The organism is Ruegeria sp. P10, assembly GCF_056534925.1.
In genome coordinates this window covers 83431-104526 of sequence record NZ_JBQERJ010000007.1, presented here as the reverse complement: position 1 = coordinate 104526, position 21096 = coordinate 83431, and the positions used below count along the sequence as shown (strand labels likewise).

The following is a 21096-nucleotide window of genomic DNA, read 5'->3' as shown; positions in this document are numbered from 1 at the left end:
GAGATCCCCATGCAGACCCGCCGCATACGCTGGCACATCGCCGTTTTCCTTGCACCTGCGGTGCTGGTTTACACGGCGGTGATGATCCTGCCCTTGTTCAACACGCTCCGCCTTGCGCTGTTTACCGAAGTCGATCAGGCGCGTGTGTATGTGGGGTTGGAGAATTTCCGAACCTTGTTCCTTGATCCGCTCTGGTCCGAGCAATTCTGGAATGCGCTGGGCAACAACTTCTGGTTCTTCCTGATCCACATGCTGGTGCAGAACCCCATCGGCATCGCTTTGGCCGCGATCCTGTCACACCCGAGGCTGCGCTTTGCCGCACTGTACCGGTCGGCCATTTTCATTCCCACGATCCTGAGCTTCGTGATCGTGGGTTTTGCCTGGAAACTGATCCTGTCTCCGCTTTGGGGGATTGCGCCCTCGATGCTGGACGCGGTTGGCTTGAAATCCCTGTTCGCGCCCTGGCTGGGCAAGGAAGAATACGCGCTGACAACTCTGGCGCTTGTCTCGGTCTGGCAATTTGTCGGCATCCCGATGATGCTGATCTATGCGGCCCTTCTATCGATCCCCGAAGAAATTCTTGAAGCCGGAGAGATCGACGGGATCACCGGAGCTTCGGCTTTCTGGAAAATAAAACTGCCGCTGATCCTGCCTTCGATCGGGATCATCTCGATCCTCACATTCGTGGGCAATTTTAACGCGTTTGACCTGATCTATGTCTCTCAGGGCGCGCTGGCGGGGCCGGATTTTTCGACCGACATCCTGGGCACTTTCATGTACCGCACGTTCTTTGGTTTCCAGCTGCAACTGGGTGATCCGTATATGGGGTCCGCCATTGCCGGCGCCATGTTCGCCATCATCCTTGTGGGTGTTTGCATTTACCTTTTCGGCATCCAAACCCGGATGCGCCGGTATCAGCTGTGAGGGCTCTGCAATGAACAAGGCACGCTCCAATCCACTGAACACCGCCGCAATGCATGGTGCGCTGATCCTTTACACTCTGATCGCGCTGTTCCCGGTTTTCGTGATCATCATCAACAGCTTCAAAACGCGCCGGGCCATCTTTCGCGAGCCGCTTGCCTTGCCTGATGCCGAAAGCTTTTCCTTGATCGGCTACCAGACGGTGATGAAGCAGGGGGATTTCTTTCTCTACTTTCAGAACTCGCTGATCGTCACCGTTGTTTCACTGGCCTTTATCCTGCTGTTCGGCGCCATGGCCGCCTTTGCCCTCAGCGAATACCGGTTCAAGGGCAACATGTTGATGGGCCTGTATCTGGCGCTTGGGATCATGATCCCGATCCGCATCGGCACCGTGGCGATCCTGGAGATGATGGTCGCCACAGGGCTTGTGAACACGCTCTGGGCCCTGATCTTCGTCTACACGGCACAGGGTTTGCCGCTGGCGGTGTTCATCCTGTCCGAGTTCATGCGCCAGGTCAGTGATGACCTGAAGAATGCAGGGCGCATCGATGGGCTTTCGGAATACACGATCTTTTTCCGGTTGGTGCTGCCTCTGGTCCGGCCTGCCATGGCGACCGTCGCCGTGTTCAACATGATCCCGATCTGGAACGATCTCTGGTTCCCCTTGATCCTGGCACCCGCTGAAGAGACCAAAACCCTGACGTTGGGCAGCCAGGTCTTCATCGGCCAGTTTGTGACCGACTGGAACGCGGTTCTGTCCGCGCTCAGCATGGCGATCCTGCCAGTTCTGGTGCTCTACGTCATCTTCTCGCGCCAGCTGATCCGTGGTATCACCTCAGGAGCTGTCAAATGACCCGGGTTCTGATCGCTGGTCTTGGCAACATGGGCCTGAGCCATGCCTTGGCCCATCATCGCCACCCCGACGCACGGATCGTGGGGCTGGTCAACCGCACAGGTCATGTAGATCACCCCGAACTGTCAGGCTATCCGGCCTATTCGGATTTTCAGGCGGCACTGGCCGAGACAAACCCAGATCTGGTCGTCGTCGCAACCTATTCCGACAGCCACGCAGACTTCGCCTGCGCCGCAATGGAAGCAGGTGCGCATGTCTTTGTTGAAAAACCACTGGCCACGACAGTTGCGGACGCCAGACGCGTGGTCGCAAAAGCAGTGGAAACCGGCCGGAAACTGGTGATCGGATATATTCTGCGGCACCACCCGTCATGGATGCGACTGATCTCGGAGGCGCGCGATCTCGGCGGGCCGTATGTCTTTCGTCTGAACCTGAACCAGCAAAGCAGCGGGGTCGAATGGGAAACCCACAAGGCCTTGATGCAGACGACATCGCCTATCGTCGATTGCGGCGTGCATTACGTCGATGTGATGTGCCAGATCACCGATTCCGATCCCGTCCGCGTGCATGGCATGGGCCTGCGGCTGAGCGATGAGATTGCCGAAGACATGTATAACTACGGCCAATTTCAGGTGATCTTCGAAGACGGCTCGGTCGGCTGGTACGAGGCTGGCTGGGGCCCGATGATGTCCGAGACTGCCTTTTTCGTGAAAGATATCGTGTCCCCCAACGGATCGGTATCAATCACCGATGGCAACAAGGGCGCATCCGCGGATATTGACGGCCACACCAAGGTTGGCGGTCTTCTGGTCCACCGCCCTGACGGCGACCGGACGATCGAAATGCCGGATGAGCCCGGCCATCAGGAACTCTGCGACGCTGAACAGGCCTATATGCTGCGCGCCATCGCCGAAGATTTCGATCTGACCCGCCACATGAACGACGCCGTGCAATCGCTGGCCATCTGCCTGGCCGCTGATGAAAGCATCCGTACTGGCCAACCCATTTCGCTGAAAGAGGCACGCACATGACCGCCCTGACGCTGCAAAACGTGAACAAATCCTTCGGCACCGTCGAGGTTCTGAAAGACATCAATATCGAGGTGGAAGACGGCGAATTCGTCGTCTTCGTCGGCCCCTCGGGGTGTGGCAAGTCCACCCTTTTGCGTGTCATCGCGGGGCTCGAGGATGTGACGTCGGGCGAAGTGCGCATCGGCGGAGAGCTCATGAATCTCACCCCGCCTTCGAAACGCGGTATCGCGATGGTGTTCCAGAGTTACGCTCTCTACCCCCACTTGAACGTGCGCAAGAACATGTCATTGGCGCTGAAACAGGAGGGCCAGAGCAGGCAGGTCATCGACGAGCGTGTCGAAAGGGCAAGCAAGATGCTGAACCTCGAACCTTACCTTGACCGGTATCCTTCCGAACTGTCCGGTGGACAGCGCCAGCGCGTCGCCATCGGTCGTGCCATCGTCCGGGAACCAAAGCTGTTCCTGTTCGACGAGCCTCTGTCCAATCTCGATGCGGCTCTGCGTATGAATACAAGGTTGGAAATTGCGAACCTGCACCGGCAGCTTGACGCTTCGATGATCTATGTGACCCACGACCAGACCGAGGCAATGACTCTTGCCGATAAAATCGTCGTTCTGCGCGACGGGTGTGTGGAACAGGTCGGCAGCCCGATGGAGCTTTACAACAATCCCGCCAACCAGTTCGTGGCCGGTTTTCTTGGGGCGCCGTCGATGAATTTCTTTCCTGCCAGCATGATCGGCGAAAGCGCGGACATTACAACGGGTATCCGGCCGGAAGACCTGTTTTTGTCTGACGACGGTCCGGTGGTCGCAAACGTCACCCATGTCGAGCATTTGGGCGGTGACACCAACGTGATTGCCATGATGCAGGATCACCAGATCACCGCGCGCCTGTTCGGGCAGCATCAGGTTGAAGCCGGTCAGAGCATCCGATTTGGATATTCTCCGGGCAGGGTCTATCGCTTCGACGCACAGGGCGCGCGTCTCGCGTGAGACTCACTGACGCAGGGCTCTGGGGGCCGAAGTCAGCCGACTTTTCCATGCAGCGCCGCCTAAACACCACCGGCTATTCTGGTGTTTCGGGTGAACATGACCGGCCCGGATGATGAGGCCGCGCGGAAATCAGCGGCGCGACCCGCCAAAGCGCGATAGAACTGGCGCAATCCGGGTTCGATATCTGCGGCAAGTTCTTCGCAATGCTGACACATGCGCACGATGTCGCCCTGAGGTTTTCGGGTTCTCAATGCTGCAATCAACTTACCGTGCCGTGCAACGAGTTCCTGGAACGCGTCGGTCTTCCGCAAAGCGGAATCTCCAACCAAAACAAAAACGGGCTCTGGGTTGGCTTTGCCTTTCAGGTCAACTTGGCCTGCCTGCAAAAATGCCAGGTCATCTCGCCCGGCTTTATACGCCGCGTCTGAAACGACAATGTCATACTCGACCGTTCGACAGCATTGTTCGATCCGTGCCGAAACATTCACGACGTCTCCAATAACCGTATAGTTGAACCGTTTTTGCGATCCGATGTTGCCGACGCAGGCCTGCCCCGTGGCGACTCCGGTTGCCAGCGCTATCGGCTTTCGGTTCCGCATAATCTCGGATGCATTGAACTGTGCCAAGGCACGCCGCATCCTGAGCGCAGCAAGCCCTGCGCGGCACGGGTGGTCCGCAACAGGTAAAGGCGCGTTCCAGAAGGCCATGATGGCGTCACCGATGAACTTGTCGATCGTACCACGCTCATGCAGGATCTGATCTCCGAGCTTGGAAAACAGCGCGTTCAGCAAGGATACAAGTTCCGTTGCCGACGCGGACTCGGACAGAGCGGTAAATCCCCGGATATCCGAAAACATCACGGTGATTTCCTGACTTTCTCCGCCCAATTGCAGCTGGTGGCCCGAATTCTCCATTTCATCAAGGATTTCCGGGGCCACGTAATGCGAAAAGACTTTTCGAATCTGGCGCTTTTCGCGCTCGGTCGAAACAAAAAGATACCCCGCCAGCAGACCGAAATTTGCGATGCCTCCAATCAGGGGGAAGGTGGCATCGAACAGGATGGATTGGTTTTGAAAAACCAGCCAACTGATGGCAAGAACGGCTGCGGCGGCTATGCCACCGGCGATGAAGGATGCGATGGCACCAAAGCTGGACATGACGGCAATCACCACAAGCCCCAGAAACGCAAAGGCAAGCAGTTCCTGTGCTGCGGTTATGTCAGACCGGCTGAGCATTTCCCCTGTCAGAGTCTGCTCGATCATCTGGGCGTGAATCGAAACACCGGGGACGCTTTCGCCAAGTGCCGTCTGGTGAATATCGAACAAACCGGCAGCGGAAGTTCCGATCAGGATAATTCTTCCTTCGATTTCAGATCGCAGCCCAGGGTCTTCAGTACCTTCCAGAACATCCTTGGCTGAAATGTAAAGGTCGGGGCTGTCCCGCCGGTACTTCAGCCAAAGCTCGCCATTCTCGGTTGTCGGCAAACGGTATCCGGCGATTTCGACGGCCAGCATGATGCCAGCCTCGTCAGGCGCGCCTTCCACAAAAATGCTGGTCTCACCCAGGGCGACCCTGAGTGCTTCGACGGCAAGGCTTGGCAGCGGACCGTCCGGACCGTTCCAAAGAACCGGTGCTCGTCTTACGATGCCGGTCCCACCGATGGGCGAGACATTGACCCCGCCGACACCCGCCGCCGCCCGATCCAATGGTGGCGCGATCGGCGTCCAATGCGGAACCGAGATCAGCCCCTCGGCGGGGCTTTCCCCGAATTCAATGATTCCGGCCTTGGCCGCAATGGGTTCACCTTTGGCTGACAATCGCGCGGCCACGCCCAGCACCACGGGCCAGTAGGCCATTTCCATTCCAAGCAAGACATCGTTGTCCAGCTTTTCGGCATGGCGTTCCACAGTCAGTACGCCCGCCAGCGATGGATCATTCAGAAGGCGAGACGGCGAATACCGGTCAGGTTCGGCAAACAGCATGTCGAACGCAATCGTCGCGGCGCCGTAGTCACCCAGATTTTGAACCAACTGCGCAACCAAAGTGCGGGGCCAGGGCCATTGTCCAAAGCTGGCAAGCGAAGCTTCATCAATATCCACGACGCGCACGGGGAGTTCGGGATTGAACTCCCGCGGGGATAATCTTTGCAAAACGTCGAAATAGATCAGGCGCGTCATTCGAACCGGGTACGGATCCCACGCCCGGATGAAGCAACCCAAAAGGATCAGCCCCAGCCCCACGAGGCGGAAGGCCCATCGCCCGTTCCTGGATTTCCGCACCTTGTCGCTCACACCATCCTCCAGACAAATGGAACTGGAACTGCGTGTTAAACAGCAATTCCCGAGCAATTACGGATCAGTTTCTTCCCGCTCTGGTTCGTCCCGTTCGGGCTCCTCAGGTTCCGGTTCGTCCCGTTCGGGTTCCTCATGTTCAGGTTCTTCCTGCTCCGGTTCTTCTCTGTCGGGCTCTTCCTGCTCAGGTTCTTCGCGTTCGGGTTCCGCAGGGTCCGGTTCTTCTCTTGCCGGTTCATTGTTCGCGGAAGGCGAAGGTCCAGTGACCGTATTCTGCGCTTCACGTTGCTGAGGAGGGTCTCTACGGGCTTCCGACCGGTCTGTCTCGATGCGCCGTATGGGCGCTCCATCACCTGAGCACCCTTCAACGCGTACCTGCAAAGGGGGCAGCAGCCCTTCCTGAGACTGAACGAATGGAAACCCGCTTTTCAGCGCTTGTTCGTATTGCGCCTGATCGGCAGGCCGTCCAACTCCTCCGTCTCCGCTTGTTGCGAACATGTTGCATTGACGCCCCGAAGACCTGCACGCGCCCTGACTGCCGCACATGCGGACCGTACCTTGCAGGACAAGCATCGCGCTTTGCTTTTCCGACACGATCCACATGTCGAAGGTGGTGCCGCGCACGGCCATTGTCGCCGACGGAGTCCTGATCGAGTATGCTTTCTTTCGGCTTTTTCCGGAAATAAACCGAAAACTGCCACCCAAGGCCTGAACGGCAAAGCTCTTGGCTTTGCGGTTACTTCGCAGCATGGACACATCCAGCACCATGCGTGCGTTGGGGCCGATGGCAATCTTGGTGTCATCCACAAAAACGATTTGGATTACGCCAGTCTGATCAGTGCTGAGCGCGTCGCCGGACGCAACCTCCATTCCTGAATAAATGGGTTGTGCTTTTCCCGCGCGAACAACTTGGGCGCCTTGTTTGACGCTAATAATTTTTCCGATGTTGGCGATGGTCTGCGACGGTATGGCCGCGACAACGCAAAGAACCATTACAATCTTTAACAACGACAAACTCGAACCCTTTCCCCCAATGGGCTTTCAAGCACGGAAACCGCGCTGTGCTCGACGCTTGCCTCTCGAAAAGCATGTTATTATTCATATGCATTAAAAATGTAGACAAATATGCATTATTTTTCGCGCTTTTAGCAAGAATTAAGTGAAAACGACGTTCCAAATCCGCTTTGGGGGCGCTTCTGTGCAGCCTTAATCGGGCGCAGTTTCGAACCTTTTGTTGCGGCTTAAGCACCTGTTTGGAAAAAGTGCGACTTTTCAAATTAGATCCGACATCAACTTGCTGGTTGTCCAGATGCGCTGAGCAGCATTGTGTGCAGTTGAAATTCTGATTGCGCAGCGTATGTCTTGCCGTGAACGTACGTATATCAACACGCGCTGACGACCCTTTTACTTTGCCACCCTTCGCGGCTCTTTAATGTGACATGTCCCTCGGGTAGAAACGCAGATGGGCAAGCTGACGGTCGCTGCCCGATTGTTCCAGCGCTGCAACACGGAGTCTGTTCATGCTGTTTCGTCGCATTATGGTCGCGGCCATGTTTTCTGGCTGTTTGCTGTCCACAGCGCCTGCACAATCCGATTCTGCTGCACGGCTCTTTGTGGAGCTGAACTCGGCCGAGAATGTCGCCAACGCGTGCAGGTTGACGTTTCTGGTCAAGAATGAAACCGGGCAGCCGATCGACGGTGCCGTGTTCGAAACCGTCATTTTCGACACCGAAGGTGGTGTTTTGAACCTTTCACTTTTCGACTTTCGTGACTTGCCCGCCGACCGGCCCCGGGTGCGCCAGTTCGACCTTCCCAACAGAACATGTGACACAGTTGGACAAGCCTTGATCAACGGCGCGAACTCCTGCGTCGTGGATGGTTCCGAAAGTGACATATGCGACAGCACCCTCACGCTCAGCAGTAGGGTGGAAATGGAGTTGTTGGGATGAGTCCTGTAGCCGCACTACGTGAGATATTTGACCTCGGCGGGCCGGTGGTGGCGATATTGATCGCCATGTCGGTTTTGACGCTGGCCGTCACCCTCTACAAACTCTGGCAATTTGCAGCCTGCGGTGTCGGGCGGCACAAGGTGCTGTCTGAAGCTCTGGCAGCCTGGGACGCAGGAGATCACAGTGCCGCGCGCGCAAGGCTGGCGGACAGCAGCAGCTATCTTGCCCCTATTGTGGGCGCGGCGATGAACGCATCTGGTGTTCCGGGGGCCGATGACCGGCTGGATGCCGAAGCGGGTTTGGCGCTTGCCGGGCTGGAACGTGGTTTTCGTTTGCTGGACACCGTGGCGCAGCTGGCGCCTTTGCTGGGTCTTTTTGGTACGGTTCTGGGTATGATCAGTGCTTTCCAAAGCTTGCAAACCGCTGGATCATCGGTTGATCCGTCTCTTTTGGCCGGCGGGATCTGGGTGGCCCTGATCACCACGGCCGTTGGTCTGGCCGTTGCGATGCCAACGTCGATGGTTTTGTCCTGGCTTGAAAGCCGAACCGCACGCGAGCGTGTTTTTGCGGACAAGGCTTTGCGTACGGTTCTGGTTCCCGGTCATTCCATCCAAAGTACAGAGGCAGCGGCACAGGCCCCGGTCGCCCCAGAACATGCGTAACACTGCGCCTTTTGTGCGGCGGCGCATGTCGATGACACCCCTTATCGACGTGATCTTTCTGCTGTTGCTGTTTTTCATGCTGTCCTCAACGTTTTCGCGGTTTAGCGAGATCGAGTTGAGCAGCGCCGCCACAGGCGGGAATGCCGACGCAACGCCGCCCGAACGCCTTTTCGTGCAACTTGGCCCCACACGTGTTGTCCTGAACGGTCAACCCCTGTCGCTTGAGGAATTGTTCGATCAGGTCCAAGCCGGTCAGGTGCTGGTGAGCCTTGATCCGGAGACAACTGCGCAACGTCTTGTGGACCTGCTTGTCCCATTGCGTGGGCGCGAAGGTTTGACGGTCAGGGTGTTGGAGTGAGGCAATGATCCGTTACATCCGACCCGGTCGAAATCGTGATTCCACCATTCCGCTGATCAACGTCGTCTTTCTGATCCTGATCTTTTTTCTGATTACGGGTACGATTGCACCGCCATTGGATCCCGATCTGGATCTGGTGAATACAGCGGACCTTGACGGACGCGAGCCGCCGGATGCGCTTGTTCTTCATCGGGACGGGACATTGAGCTTTCGCGGCAATCCGATCGAGGCGGAAGCTTTCATGGCCGCGCATGACTCGGGGCCTGTGCGGATCGTTCCGGACAGGAATGCGTCGGCCTCTCGATTGATGGAGATCACCAACAGTTTGCGCCGGTTGGGTGCGCCAACCGTTTTTCTGGTGACCGAACAGGCCCTAGAATGATCAGGCGGTCCATTTCTGTTGCAATCATTGCAATTTCGATTTCCGTATTGGTACATCTGATCGGCCTGATTGTCACGGTGCCAGAGTTGTCAGATCCGGGTTCCGGGGAACCCGGTACCGACACAATCGAACTCAGCAACGCGTTCGAAGAGTTGGCCGATACCAGGATCGAACCCGTACCGCCCGCGCCGGATGAACCACCAACCCCTCCGGTGGAACCGCGAACCCAGCCGCAGGAGGCAGAAGTTCCGACAAGTGATGCCCGCGTGGCCTCGCCGAATCCGCAAGAGACGTTCACGCCCGATACCGGGGATTCAACGATTATCCAGCCGAGGGCGCCGGATGAGGTTGTTGTGGACCCTGTAGACCAGAACCTGGAGGACGAAGGCGAAGCCGCCGAAGCCGAAGGCGCAGCGTCGGCAAGGCCTGAAGCGTTGGCCGAAACACCCGAGGTGCCTAAGGAAGAGGCGGTTGCTCCGGTTGAGCCTTCTTCTGCCGAAGAACCGGTGTCCGAGGAACAGCAACAGATCGCCGCGTTACCAGTCGAGGTGGCTCCGGTTGTTCCGGAAAACACGTCCCCACTTGAACCTGTGATACCGGAAGAAGCGTCAGAACCTCTGGATAGAGACGCCGAATTGACCGTACCCGATGCCAGCGTGGACGGATCCGAACAGGCCGTAGCCACGTCATTGCGGCCTCGCCTTCCAGACCGACGCCCGCAACCCACCCTGCGAGGTGCGTTGGATCCGTCAAGCAACTTTGACGCTCTGAGATTTCCGGAACAGACGATTGAATCACCGCTGGCGACGTATCAAAGAGAGGGTGTCGACGCCTTCCGACAAAACCGGGGCGGCACACGTTCAGGCGGGCGGGGGCCGGGAAATTCAGACACCACGAACTATGCAGGTCAGGTTCTTGTTCATCTGAACAGGGCGCCAATCGTTTACGTTGCCGGTCGTGGCTATGCGCGTGTTTTTTTTCAGATTGACCCGGATGGTTCATTGGCCTGGGTTGATGTCGTCGAAAGCTCTGGCTCGCCGGAAATAGAGCGCGCAGCCAAAGAACAGGTTCGAACCGCCGCACCTTTCCCGCGCCCACCTGGGGGCGTCAGCCGGAAGCTTTCATTTTACTATCAGATAAGATGATCCGACGGGTCTTGTCAGGTGAACACGATTAGCGATCACCCTAAGGGCTTTCGCCGAATTCCCTGATTGCGCGGGTTTGCAGCTCTGAGATTAAAAATACCCTTTGGCCGATAGAATATGATATAAGAAAATGGGAATATAATCATGGCGCGATGAAATTCGCCCTCATAGCTAAGTATTCCTGAACTGGGAGGTCACTTTGTTTCGGAAATCTGCTTGCATAATCTCACTCATGTTGGTCCCCGCTGTTGTTGGTGCCGACGCCGTACCCAGCGAAGATGCTGCCGAGGGATTGTTTTCTGATCAGCCGTATTCCCCTTACGCCCAACGCACATTTCCTGAACGTCCATTATGGGGGGACACTCACCTTCACACCGGGCTTTCGCTGGATGCGGGTGCTTTCGGGAACACCTTGCTGCCGGATGAGGCGTGGCGTTTCGCCAAGGGTGAGCAAGTCATTTCTTCAACGGGCCAGCCTGTAAGACTGTCACGACCATTGGATTGGATGGTTCTCACGGATCACACGGACCTGATGGGGTTCGCGCCGGATTTGCAGGCTGGCAAGCCGGGCGTTCTTTCTGATCCCAAAGGACTGGAGTGGTACAAGGGGTACAAGGCCGGCGGGGAAGAAGCCGGTAAAGCGGCTTTCGACATCATCACCAATTTTTCGCAAATGACACTGCCGGAAATCCTGTTGGAATCGTACAGCCCCGGTGCCGATGCATTTGCCTTTACCTGGGAAAGCATCGTTCTGGCGGCAGAGCGGCACAATGACCCCGGCACTTTTACCGCTTTCATCGGCTTTGAATGGACCTCGGTACCGAAAGGGTTCAACTTGCACCGTAATGTCATGCTGCGGGATGGGCCAATCAGGGCGCTTCAAATGGTGCCGCCGGTCACGCAACCGCCCTACGGTGATACGGATCCAAAGGCGCTTTATGCCTGGCTTGAAGAGTATCAGGAAAAAACGGGGGGGCGTGCAGTTGCCTTTGCCCATAACGGGAACCTGTCGAATGGGTGGATGTTCCCAACCGAAGACACCTATCACGGCGGCAAGGTTGACGAGGAATATGTCGCGGCCCGCGCAAAATGGGAGCCCCATTACGAAGTCACCCAGATCAAGGGTGACGGTGAAGCGCATCCTTTCCTGAGCCCGGATGATGAATTTGCCGATTACGAGAACTGGGACGTCGGCAATCTGGACATAACCGAGTTGAAAACCGATGACATGCTGGCCGGAGAATACGCCCGAGAGGCATTGAAACGCGGATTGATGCTGGAAGAAAAGTTTGGCGTGAACCCCTATAAATTCGGCATGGGGGGTGCGACGGACAGCCATACCTCTTTGGCCACGGCCGAAGAAGACAACTTCTTTGGAAAATCCGTCAGCGTCGAGCCCTCAGCCTCGCGTATCAAGCATCCGTTCATAGCCAATGACCTTGGTGAAATTCCCGGCGACCTGCTTGTCGCCTCCGGATACACGGCTGTCTGGGCTACTGAGAATACACGCGCGGCGATCTTTGACGCGTTCAAGCGCCGGGAAACCTATGCAACGACCGGGCCAAGGATCGGCCTGCGGTTCTTTGGCGGATGGGATTTCAGTGAAGCTGATGTTGAAACCCGTTTTCTGGCCAATGTTGGCTATACCAAAGGGGTGCCAATGGGTTCGGACCTGCGCCCGCGCGAGGGTGAGGCTGCGCCAAGCTTCCTGATCGCCGCTCTGCGCGACCCGGTTGGTGCCAATCTTGACCGTGTTCAAGTGATAAAGGGATGGCTCGATTCTGAAGGTGCCTTGCAGGAAAAGGTCTACGACGTCGCATGGTCGGATAACCGCGAGGTCGATCAAAACGGCAAAGTCCCTGCGGTTGGAAACACTGTGGACGTGGATACTGCCAGCTGGACCAACACAATCGGAACGGCCGAACTTGTCACCGTATGGTCAGACCCGGATTTCGATCCGAATGCGCGCGCATTTTACTACGTCCGCGCCATCGAAATTCCAACGCCGCGTTGGATCCTGTATGACAAGTTGAGATATGGCATCGAATTGCCCGAGGATGCAGTGCTTACGCATCAGGAACGCGCCTATTCGTCCCCGATCTGGTACACCCCGGCAGAGTGATCCGTTCTGCGATTGGAACACAAGCCGAGTTAATGACCTTACCTCGGTGCGTCCTCCGCGTTACTGTAACACGCGGAGGGCATCATCATGCAAAAACCCGACCCGATGACGCCAACATCTGAACAAACAATCTGGCCACGTTTCACGCAGGAGGCTTGATGCGAGTACTGAAAGAACCTCTGCTCCATTTTTTTTTGATAGGAGCGGCAATTTTTGTTTGGTTCCATATTGTAGCGCCGGAAAGCGAGAACGTTGAATATCTTGAGAAAATAACACTCGACCAGGATGACGTTGCGCTTTTGTCCGCTCGTTTCGAAGCGCAGTGGAAACGCCCTCCAAGCGATGCGGAACTGAAGGCTTTGGTCGACGCATCCATTCGTGAAGAGGTTCTGGTCCGGGAGGCAAGACAACTTGGTCTGGATCGCGGAGATCCCTTGATAAGGACCCGGCTGAGCCAAAAAATGGATTATCTGACCGAAGCCATTGCCACTTCCATCGTTCCGAATGACGAAGATCTGGAGGTTTTTCTTCAGGAAAACGCGGAACGCTATGCAACGCCTGTCATGGTGGCTTTTAATCAGGCCTTTCTTGGAGAGGAGCCCGGAGAGGCCGAAATCGAGAAAGCCCTGGCCACCCTGCGCGCCAAGCAAGACATCTCCGATCTGGGCGGTTCGACCTTGCTGCCGGCATCAATGCCTTTGTCCGCGACGCGGGTTGTCGAGTCGGTCTTTGGAGGAGGGTTTTCGCAAAGCATAACAGAGGTCGAAACAGGTCAGTGGACGGGTCCGATCCGGTCAGGTTACGGTATCCACCTTGTCGAGGTCGTTGCGGTCGAGCCCAGCCGAACACCGCCACTTGCTGAAATTCACAATACGGTGCTGCGGGACTGGCGCCGCGCGATGAGTGAAGATCTGGCGCAAGCGCAATATCAGTCTCTGGCCGAAAAATACGAGATTGTGGCCCCCGATCTTTCAGGCCCGGCTAAATGAGAGCTTTGATCTGCTTCCTGTTTGCGCTGCTGTTTGTGTGGCCTGCAAATTTCGCTGCTGCGCACGCGCTTGATCCGGGATTTCTGGAAATTCGTCAGATTGCCTCTGACACCTGGAGCGTTCATTGGCGAAAGCCCGACGTGAATGGCCAACCGATGGCGATTGACGCAGTTTTGCCAGATGGCTGCACTCCGGCGCGTGGCCCGGATCCCATATCCGACGGTCGAGGGTGGGTTTCGTCCTGGGTCGTCGAATGCCAGGCGGGTATCGCGGGCCAACCCATTGCCATTGAGGGCCTTGAGACTCAGAGAAACGACGTGCTGGCGCGTGTGTATCCCCAGGATGCGCAACCTACTACGTTTCGTTTTACACCGGATATCAATGTTCAAATCATACCTTCTGAACAGTCGACATGGTCAGTGTTTGCCGCATATTCCCAGTTGGGATTTGAACACATACTGGAAGGTTGGGATCACCTTCTGTTTGTCTTTGCGCTGTTTGTTCTGGTCCGCGATCCATGGAAACTTGTCGGAGCCGTAACAGCGTTCACACTTGCGCATTCAATAACCTTGGCGCTGGCAACAATGGGCGTTTTGAATGTTCCCGGACCACCGGTCGAGGCCGTTATCGCACTGTCCATCGTTTTTCTGGCGATGGAGATCGTCAAAGGTGGCGAAGGACGGTTCCGGCTTTCAAAACAGAAACCCTGGATCGTATGCTTCGGGTTCGGGCTTTTGCACGGCCTAGGTTTTGCAGGGGCATTGGCTGATATCGGGTTGCCCCCTAACGATATTCCCGCGGCATTGCTGGCCTTCAACCTCGGTGTCGAAGCCGGGCAGCTGAGTTTTATTGCTGCCTTGGCTCTTCTGATGGCGACCTGGCGGCTGATCGCGTTTCCGGTTGGCAAACATGCCACGGTCTTGACCGCGTATGGGATCGGCTCAGTGTCAATGTACTGGCTGATAGAACGCATAAGCGGTTTTTGAACCGTGGCGAAGTCGCGAGAGTTGAGCAAAATTTTGTGGATCATGACGGCGCATGTGCCTGAAATGGAATGCGGCCCGAGCCTGACCTGCTGAGCTTTTGCGCGGTTTCGATTTTGCTTCCATGAAAGGCCATGGTCACAAACAGCACAAAGCCAAGTGTTTTCAATCGACAGTGGCCGATGGCAATTCGCCGAAACACTTTTTGTAATCTTGTGAGAACTGCCCGATATGCCAAAAGCCATATCGGTTTGCGGCGTCAGAAATTGACAGATCTTTGCCTTGTTCTGCAAGCAGGCTGCGAACCCTGTTAAGGCGGAACCTTGTGTAATAGGCCTTTGGGCCGATACCGAATTTTTCGTTGAACGCGCGTTCCAATGTGCGCAATGACACACTGATATCCCCGCAGATCTCGCTGATGGGGACGTTTTCGTCCGGGGTCGCCGTCATCCGATCAATGGCCGCAGCAAGTGCCAGAGCTTTTCGGTTTATCCGCGGTTCCCTGCGATCCGCCCCGCCCCCCAAAGCGATCCGCAGTATCTCTTCGATCAAATGGGTTTCGCCCTGTTCTGACGAATTTGGGTTCGCCAACAAAGTCTGAATGTCGTTCAAAAGCGCAGCCGAGCGATCAGGTGGCGTTGCAGGTAACAAAAATGCCCGGAATTCCGTATCAGAAACTGCGATCCCCAGCTTCTCGCCTATTTTCATCGCATTCTCAGTTTCAACGGTCATCGTATATCCGCCGAACCCGCTGTCGCTGATACAGTCGAACTCATCGCCGCTGCCGAAGGACAGAAACGGTGGCGTTTCGATGCTGGTACCGTTCCAGTCCGTCAGTCTTGAATGGGTAGGGATGCCAAATGTGATGTGCCCCTTCGGAGACGCGCCGATCTGGTGCACACGCCGCGAGAAACCAAACTTCATAACGGAAATAAGCGGGCCGGATCTAACCTTGAAATCAGCCTGCATTTCGCCGTCTTCGATCTGACGGAAATCCATATCCCATTTGGATATTGCGGCGATCTGGTTCGGATCACGGAAAGTGGCCGCAAAAAACCGGGGCGCTTCGGGCGGGGCCAAGTCTAGTTTTGTCGATTTTTTGATGCGGTGCAAAATATCTCCCCTGTAGTTTGCATGAAAAGCTTAGTCGAAACATAGGAATATGTTCAAATGAAATTGCCCGATCCGCTTTCCGCGCCCAAACGTGGTCGCCCTCCGCTTCCGAAAGCAGAAGTGCGGTCGGAACGGATCGTGACCCTTCTTACACCCTCACAGCGTCACAGGCTTACGCGTCTTGCGGATTTAACCGGTCAGACACTTTCCAGTGTCGCCCACGATCTTATCGCACAGGGTCTGGAGCGAGAAGAAAACCCAAGGAAAAAGGAAACCTAAAGAAATGGATCTCAAGTTGTTTTTGCTGGGTTCTCTGGCGATCAGCGCACCTGCCTACGCGCAGGATGCACCCATTGCGCATGATTCCGAGTTTTATATCCTTCAGGCCCAGAACAAGGATGCCTGGGAACAGGACGATACAGCCGTTGATCAGGCTCTCGCGGCATTTCGAGACGAGAACGGTGGCAACCCCCCGAACATCATCAGTATTCTGGTCGATGACATCGGTTTTGGGGATATGGGTATCCCAGAATTGAACGCGGTACGCGGCATCAGTACCCCAAACATCAACGATTTTTCTGACGAAGCGATGCGCATGGTGCGCATGTATACAGAGCCATCCTGCACCCCGACACGTGTGGCCCAGACGACCGGTCGTCTGCCGGTTCGGATCGGAATGGGTGATACGACCGTCGACATCGCCGGTTTCGGTCTGCCCGGAGAGGAAGTGACGCTTGCCGAGGTTCTGAAGGCCGAAGGATATGCAACCTCGCATGTCGGGAAGTGGCACATGGGTGACATTGCCGAGAGCTGGGCAATGAACCAGGGGTTCGACTATGCGCAGCACGCCGTTCATCAACAGGGTCAGCTGACGATTTTCAATGACGATGCAATCCGCGAGCAGGTTTCTGTTGGTATCGCAGATTTTGTCGACGATTACACGATCGACGACTGGTTCCGCCCCGATGCATCGGCCATGGCCACGGTGATCGAAGGAAATGCCGGCGGACCTGTTCGTGAGATCCGAATGGAGCCGGGTGAGCGTTGGAACGCAGCCAAATATGATGAGATGAACCAAGCTTTTCAGGACAAAACCCTGAGTGAACTGGAACGCTTGGCCGGCGGTACTGAGCCTTTCTTCCTACAGTATTGGCCGATGATCCCGCTGGACAACACGCGGGCCGGGCGTGACGGGCCGGAAAGCGTCAATGGAGGTCTGTACGCCGACAAACTGCAAGAGCTGGATACGTATTTGGGCGAAATCTTCACTCGCATGGACGAGCTTGGCGTGGCGGATAATACGATTGTCGTGTTGATGGGCGATAACGGCCACTTCACCAAGTATTCACCGGCATCTGGTTTTACGCCAATGGTCTATCGCGGAGGCAAAGGCGATACGACCGAGGGCGGCGTTCGCGTGGACGCTTTCATAAGGTGGCCGGCTCTGATTGAACCAGACAGCATGATCAACAACATTATTCATGTGTCTGATCTTTATACGACGCTGGCTCGTTTCGGCGGCGCGGTTCAGCATATTCCCCGAGACCGGTTGATTGATGGCGTGGATCAATCTGCCTCGATCCTGTTTCAAGATGAAAGCAAAGGTCGGCGTGATCACGTGATCATCTATTCGGTGAATACCCCAAAGGCGGTCGTCAAGGACAAGCTGAAGCTCAACCTGCCCGGGCCGGGTCAAAACGCGATCATTGCAGATTTCTTTGATGTGATGCGCGACACGCACGAAAAGTACCCGGTTTCGACCGAAGTTGGTGCTTGGGGCGGGCAGGAGTTCGTCCGCATACTGGGACGCCACATGGCGAGAAAAGAGCTGTTCCCCGATACTGGCCCGGCCACAGGAATGCCGTATGAAGGAATTGAAAACCTGCGGCCGGAAACGCAACAGGCAGTCGAGGCTTTCATGGTCAAACGATCTTCGGCGCAACAATGAAACAAGGCCGCGCGCGTCAACAGAAATGCGCGGCCGCGAAATCGACACGCAAATAGGGCAAGCGTTGGCGTACTTCTTGGCCGCATCCGAAACCAATCTTGCGCCCCGCTGGTATCAGCAGCTCTGCGCAATGGAGTAAACATATGCTTATTGTCTTAGGTCTCTATTTCGGAGTGATCTGGGTGGTGTTTTCCAAGCTGGGGCTGCTTCCATGGAACCGGTTCTGGAAATCTGTCGTCTATGGGGGTGCCGCAATCATTGCTCTGGTTGTAATCGGTGCCCTCAACCACACCACACCGACAGGGCCTGTTTCGGTGCAAGGCGTTGCCACCAACATTGCCCCCAATGTGTCAGGTACTGTTGTTGACGTTTCGGTTCGCCCCAATGAGCGGGTTGCGAAAGGGGATCCGCTGTTCCGGATTGACGATACACCCTTTCGGATCGAAGTCGCCCGGCTGACAGCCAGTCTTGAAACTGCGCGTTCTGCGGCAGATCAGTTCCAGTCCGATCTGGCAGCGGCGGAAGCCGACATTGAATCCCTCACCGCGCAATTGACCTTTGGCGTCCAGCGCCGTGACGACATTGTCGATCTTGAGAAGCGGGGGGCATCGACGACCTTCCAGTTGCAGGAAGCCGTGTCTGCCATCGATCAATTGTCCGCAAGCCTGCGCGCGGCCGAGGCGCGCAAAGCCGGTCTGGAGCGGCGGATTGCCGCCAAGATCGACGGCATTGATGCCGGCGTGGTCGAGGCTGAGCAGGCTTTGGCGCGGGCGCTTTGGAATCTGGAACAAACAGTCGTGCGCGCGCCGGAAGACGGCTTTGTCACCGCCGTTTCTCTGCGTCCAGGAAATCGTGTATCTATCGCACAGGGGGCGATCTCTTTTGTTGTCCCCGATGACCGCCATCTGATCGCAAGTTTGCCCCAATCAAGTCGCATGAACGTTTCCGTCGGCGACCAGATCCGCCTTGCGCTGCGAATCCAGCCGGGCGGCGAAATACCTGGGACCGTCATATCGTTGCCCGTGGGAACGGCAGAGGGCGTTGTTGACTCGCGCACGGGCCTTCCTTCACTGCGCGATCTGGCTGGCGTGTCCAGCTATCCGGTGCAAATCGCAGTTCCGGACCAGATCAATATCGAAGATTTTCCGTTCGGGACTTCCGGCACTGCGCTGGTGGTTACGGACAAGGCGGGCGCAATCGGTGTGTTGGCGGAAATCCTGTTCTGGATCACCAAAATGCTGAATTACATCTGAAATATTGGAGGGACGAGATGAAAACAGAACTGGCAATAAAAGGCGCGGGTTTGGCCTTGGTTGCGGCGTATGGCACAACCGCTTCCGCGCAGCAAAGCGATTGGTCCCATGAAGCGACGATTTACCTTTTCATGCCTGAAACGGAAACGTCTATCGAGACCCCGTCAGGAACATTGGACGGCACGTTGAGTTTTTCTGACGCTCTGAGCAACCTGGATTTCGCCTTTATGGGCGCGTTTGCGGCATCCAATGGGCGTTGGAGCCTGCTGGCTGACTACAATTATACAAATTTATCCTTCAGCAACAGTGGTGCCGGTCCGTCTGGATCCACTCTCGATACATCATTCACCACCCAGTTCCTAAGTGGGTACGTGGCCTATCGGGTCTATGAAGATCCTTCCGTTCAACTGGACATTGCCGGTGGTTTCAGATGGTTCAGCACCGAAACCAATTTCACACTGACGTCCGGTTCGGCACCTGGGCGCACGACCGTTGTGGACGACGATTGGGTAGACCCGGTCATTGGCGCAAGAATACGTTACGTTTTTTCCGACAAATGGACGGGAACCGGGTTCGTTGATTATGGCGGCTTCCGCAGTGACAGCGAAACGTGGCAGGTTCTGTTGACGGCAGATTATGCTATCAATGACAGATGGGTGATCCGTGGCGGATATCGCTATATCGCCTTCGACCATGAGATTGGCGGCAATGATTTCGAGTTCCATCAGTCCGGGCCGGTGATCGGGGCGACCTACCGATTCTGATTGATTGTAAACGAATATTGTCTTCGGCTTTGACTTGGTACGAGACGTCAGTCGGGGAGGCGTGCATGTTTGGTCGGTGCAAACTTTTTCTTACAAGTTGTTTGCTGCGTTCCGTGAGCGGGCGCTCCACCAACCATCCTGCTTTTGCCGGTGTGATGAAGGGCTGCAAATCTGGTGGCGCGGGTAAACGCGGAACGGGTCGCAACCGATCTGCTGTCGGATTGGCCGCCTGATTCCGGTATCCAGGCGGCCCTGCCTGTCAGAACCAGCGACCAATGGCCGTGACGGATGGCGCCAAGGCTGCCGCATCCGAGATCGCCGAGAAGACAATGAATGTCGATTGGGACGACGAAGGTGTATCAAACCCGGTAAAACGGGTTGCAATACCTCCGGTACCGTTCAGGTTCGGGGGCGTCGAAAAGTCAGCCGGAAAATCCCAGGTTATTGGGCCGTTTTTGAAAAGAGCACCCTCAGCAGTCGTGCAGGCCACGGGCGCAAGAGTGGCCGTACAGATCTGAGTGCCGTCGGCAAACCGCACATAATCTCCGTTGGCATTGCTGCCGCGCTCAATGACAGCGCCGGTCGGAACACCTGCGTTTTCCGCCACTGTTCCAAGAAGGTTTCCAGGGCCGTATCCGTAGTCGGCGCGCATCAGTCGGCCCGAAGTCGTGTCGCTGGCGTCCGCCTGAACAGCTGCCCCCGACACGGTTCCGGCTACGGGATCAAAGGTCATCGCTTCAGTCCAATTGCCGCCGTCAGGAGACACTTTGATGGAAAATCCGGTTGTGCCAGACAGTCCCATTTCCGCGTGACCCGTCCAGTTCGATTGGAACAACAGCGACGCGGTATCACCTGTGCTGGCTTTGTTGATCTTCAGCTGATGCCCGCCGCCTTCGTGGCTCAGCAAGGTCGCCGGGCTGCGAACGGATAAACGGTTCGTACTGTCTGAATTGGTCGCGACCCCGACTCCGTCCAGGTTCTGCGTGCTGACTGGAAGGGGGGCCCAGGCTGTTCCTGTCCAGTATTTCAGATCTCCGGCCGCTTCATCCCAGGCGCGCCAGCCAATGTCGGGGGTCACAAAATGCCAGGCGTTGTCCAGCCAGGCGGCAAGTTCACCGGCATGTCCTGTCCAGTCCCCGGTCGGGTTGGCTCCAAGGGCATGAACTTCGCCTTGCTCGGGGACAACAGGAGGTGTCCCGGAATCTGTGGACCGTACCGAGAGTTGCACGACCAGATCGAGCTGTCTCAGGGCTTCGTTGTGGGTAACGTGTTTTTGCGCTTGTGCCGGTTGCAGCAAAGGCAGGTTCAATCGGGGGGATGTTTGTGACACGGGGGGTCCT

At 56.3% G+C, this 21096-nt stretch carries 20 protein-coding genes; 16 read left to right on the top strand and 4 right to left on the bottom strand.

The genetic code is table 11. The features are described 5' to 3' along the window. Window positions 1-9 precede the first annotated feature (9 nt). The 4 genes from ACR0FB_RS13150 to ACR0FB_RS13135 are packed head-to-tail and all read left to right on the top strand — an operon-like array spanning window position 10 to window position 3797. Window positions 10-924 carry a carbohydrate ABC transporter permease gene (locus ACR0FB_RS13150; RefSeq protein WP_171118044.1) on the top strand — a complete coding sequence of 305 codons (915 nt, stop codon included), beginning with the start codon at window positions 10-12 and terminating at the stop codon, window positions 922-924. A gap of 10 nt (window positions 925-934) precedes the next feature. Continuing rightward, window positions 935-1774, top strand: coding sequence for a carbohydrate ABC transporter permease (locus tag ACR0FB_RS13145; protein WP_171229417.1), 840 nt, complete (start codon window positions 935-937; stop codon window positions 1772-1774). Further along, window positions 1771-2805, top strand: a complete 1035-nt coding sequence (locus ACR0FB_RS13140; protein ID WP_171724574.1) for a Gfo/Idh/MocA family protein — start codon at window positions 1771-1773, stop codon at window positions 2803-2805. The genes ACR0FB_RS13145 and ACR0FB_RS13140 overlap by 4 nt, the downstream gene beginning before the upstream one ends. Further along, a complete protein-coding gene (locus tag ACR0FB_RS13135) occupies window positions 2802-3797 on the top strand; it encodes an ABC transporter ATP-binding protein (RefSeq protein ID WP_171636408.1) in 996 nt (331 codons plus the stop codon). The genes ACR0FB_RS13140 and ACR0FB_RS13135 overlap by 4 nt, the downstream gene beginning before the upstream one ends. Before the next feature lie 59 nt (window positions 3798-3856). Here ACR0FB_RS13135 and ACR0FB_RS13130 read toward each other — a convergent pair whose 3' ends face one another. Next, entirely contained in the window at window positions 3857-6088 is a 2232-nt protein-coding gene (locus ACR0FB_RS13130) for a CHASE2 domain-containing protein (protein WP_480621032.1), read from the bottom strand. Window positions 6089-6145: 57 nt separating this feature from the next. Then, window positions 6146-7081, bottom strand: a complete 936-nt coding sequence (locus ACR0FB_RS13125; RefSeq protein ID WP_480895084.1) for a FecR family protein — start codon at window positions 7079-7081, stop codon at window positions 6146-6148. A 527-nt stretch (window positions 7082-7608) separates the two neighbouring features. Here ACR0FB_RS13125 and ACR0FB_RS13120 point away from each other — a divergent pair. The 8 genes from ACR0FB_RS13120 (at window position 7609) to ACR0FB_RS13085 (ending at window position 14681) form a co-directional block, all read left to right on the top strand. Continuing rightward, on the top strand, window positions 7609-8037 hold the full coding sequence (locus ACR0FB_RS13120) for a hypothetical protein (protein ID WP_171636406.1): 429 nt from the start codon (window positions 7609-7611) through the stop codon (window positions 8035-8037). Next, entirely contained in the window at window positions 8034-8699 is a 666-nt protein-coding gene (locus tag ACR0FB_RS13115) for a MotA/TolQ/ExbB proton channel family protein (protein ID WP_171636404.1), read from the top strand. Before ACR0FB_RS13120 ends, ACR0FB_RS13115 begins: the two co-directional genes overlap by 4 nt. Before the next feature lie 31 nt (window positions 8700-8730). Next, window positions 8731-9057 (top strand): ExbD/TolR family protein, encoded by a 327-nt coding sequence (locus ACR0FB_RS13110; protein ID WP_171636402.1) that lies wholly within the window; start codon window positions 8731-8733, stop codon window positions 9055-9057. Window positions 9058-9061: 4 nt separating this feature from the next. Next, window positions 9062-9439 carry an ExbD/TolR family protein gene (locus tag ACR0FB_RS13105; protein WP_480621036.1) on the top strand — a complete coding sequence of 126 codons (378 nt, stop codon included), beginning with the start codon at window positions 9062-9064 and terminating at the stop codon, window positions 9437-9439. Then, window positions 9436-10584, top strand: coding sequence for an energy transducer TonB family protein (locus ACR0FB_RS13100; protein WP_480621038.1), 1149 nt, complete (start codon window positions 9436-9438; stop codon window positions 10582-10584). The genes ACR0FB_RS13105 and ACR0FB_RS13100 overlap by 4 nt, the downstream gene beginning before the upstream one ends. Before the next feature lie 232 nt (window positions 10585-10816). After that, entirely contained in the window at window positions 10817-12706 is a 1890-nt protein-coding gene (locus ACR0FB_RS13095; protein WP_480621040.1) for a DUF3604 domain-containing protein, read from the top strand. 158 nt (window positions 12707-12864) lie between these two features. After that, window positions 12865-13695, top strand: coding sequence for a peptidyl-prolyl cis-trans isomerase (locus tag ACR0FB_RS13090; RefSeq protein ID WP_480621042.1), 831 nt, complete (start codon window positions 12865-12867; stop codon window positions 13693-13695). Beyond that, entirely contained in the window at window positions 13692-14681 is a 990-nt protein-coding gene (locus ACR0FB_RS13085) for a HupE/UreJ family protein (protein ID WP_480621044.1), read from the top strand. The genes ACR0FB_RS13090 and ACR0FB_RS13085 overlap by 4 nt, the downstream gene beginning before the upstream one ends. Window positions 14682-14843: 162 nt before the next feature. On the opposite strand, the gene ACR0FB_RS13080 is transcribed toward ACR0FB_RS13085, so the two are convergent. Then, complete coding sequence (locus ACR0FB_RS13080) at window positions 14844-15791, bottom strand: AraC family transcriptional regulator (RefSeq protein WP_480608983.1); 948 nt, start codon at window positions 15789-15791, stop codon at window positions 14844-14846. Window positions 15792-15848: 57 nt separating this feature from the next. Here ACR0FB_RS13080 and ACR0FB_RS13075 point away from each other — a divergent pair, with 57 nt between their 5' ends. From ACR0FB_RS13075 to ACR0FB_RS13060, 4 genes are all read left to right on the top strand, one after another. Beyond that, the gene (locus ACR0FB_RS13075) at window positions 15849-16070 is read left to right on the top strand and encodes a hypothetical protein (protein WP_480491007.1); all 222 of its coding nucleotides are present in this window, start codon (window positions 15849-15851) and stop codon (window positions 16068-16070) included. Window positions 16071-16074: 4 nt separating this feature from the next. After that, entirely contained in the window at window positions 16075-17739 is a 1665-nt protein-coding gene (locus tag ACR0FB_RS13070) for a sulfatase-like hydrolase/transferase (RefSeq protein WP_209835065.1), read from the top strand. A gap of 143 nt (window positions 17740-17882) precedes the next feature. Beyond that, window positions 17883-18992, top strand: coding sequence for an HlyD family secretion protein (locus tag ACR0FB_RS13065; protein WP_480621047.1), 1110 nt, complete (start codon window positions 17883-17885; stop codon window positions 18990-18992). Between the two features lie 17 nt (window positions 18993-19009). Next, complete coding sequence (locus ACR0FB_RS13060; protein WP_480621049.1) at window positions 19010-19756, top strand: outer membrane protein; 747 nt, start codon at window positions 19010-19012, stop codon at window positions 19754-19756. A 259-nt stretch (window positions 19757-20015) separates the two neighbouring features. Here ACR0FB_RS13060 and ACR0FB_RS13055 read toward each other — a convergent pair whose 3' ends face one another. Then, a complete protein-coding gene (locus ACR0FB_RS13055) occupies window positions 20016-21086 on the bottom strand; it encodes a DUF2793 domain-containing protein (RefSeq protein ID WP_480621051.1) in 1071 nt (356 codons plus the stop codon). Window positions 21087-21096 lie beyond the last annotated feature (10 nt).

Coding starts and splice junctions, on each gene's coding strand:
- ACR0FB_RS13150 (WP_171118044.1), top strand. CDS start 10: ATGCAGACCCGCCGCATACGCTGGCACATCGCCGTTTTCCTTGCACCT.
- ACR0FB_RS13145 (WP_171229417.1), top strand. CDS start 935: ATGAACAAGGCACGCTCCAATCCACTGAACACCGCCGCAATGCATGGT.
- ACR0FB_RS13140 (WP_171724574.1), top strand. CDS start 1,771: ATGACCCGGGTTCTGATCGCTGGTCTTGGCAACATGGGCCTGAGCCAT.
- ACR0FB_RS13135 (WP_171636408.1), top strand. CDS start 2,802: ATGACCGCCCTGACGCTGCAAAACGTGAACAAATCCTTCGGCACCGTC.
- ACR0FB_RS13125 (WP_480895084.1), bottom strand. CDS start 7,081: ATGGTTCTTTGCGTTGTCGCGGCCATACCGTCGCAGACCATCGCCAAC.
- ACR0FB_RS13120 (WP_171636406.1), top strand. CDS start 7,609: ATGCTGTTTCGTCGCATTATGGTCGCGGCCATGTTTTCTGGCTGTTTG.
- ACR0FB_RS13115 (WP_171636404.1), top strand. CDS start 8,034: ATGAGTCCTGTAGCCGCACTACGTGAGATATTTGACCTCGGCGGGCCG.
- ACR0FB_RS13110 (WP_171636402.1), top strand. CDS start 8,731: ATGACACCCCTTATCGACGTGATCTTTCTGCTGTTGCTGTTTTTCATG.
- ACR0FB_RS13105 (WP_480621036.1), top strand. CDS start 9,062: ATGATCCGTTACATCCGACCCGGTCGAAATCGTGATTCCACCATTCCG.
- ACR0FB_RS13100 (WP_480621038.1), top strand. CDS start 9,436: ATGATCAGGCGGTCCATTTCTGTTGCAATCATTGCAATTTCGATTTCC.
- ACR0FB_RS13095 (WP_480621040.1), top strand. CDS start 10,817: ATGTTGGTCCCCGCTGTTGTTGGTGCCGACGCCGTACCCAGCGAAGAT.
- ACR0FB_RS13090 (WP_480621042.1), top strand. CDS start 12,865: ATGCGAGTACTGAAAGAACCTCTGCTCCATTTTTTTTTGATAGGAGCG.
- ACR0FB_RS13085 (WP_480621044.1), top strand. CDS start 13,692: ATGAGAGCTTTGATCTGCTTCCTGTTTGCGCTGCTGTTTGTGTGGCCT.
- ACR0FB_RS13075 (WP_480491007.1), top strand. CDS start 15,849: ATGAAATTGCCCGATCCGCTTTCCGCGCCCAAACGTGGTCGCCCTCCG.
- ACR0FB_RS13070 (WP_209835065.1), top strand. CDS start 16,075: ATGGATCTCAAGTTGTTTTTGCTGGGTTCTCTGGCGATCAGCGCACCT.
- ACR0FB_RS13065 (WP_480621047.1), top strand. CDS start 17,883: ATGCTTATTGTCTTAGGTCTCTATTTCGGAGTGATCTGGGTGGTGTTT.
- ACR0FB_RS13060 (WP_480621049.1), top strand. CDS start 19,010: ATGAAAACAGAACTGGCAATAAAAGGCGCGGGTTTGGCCTTGGTTGCG.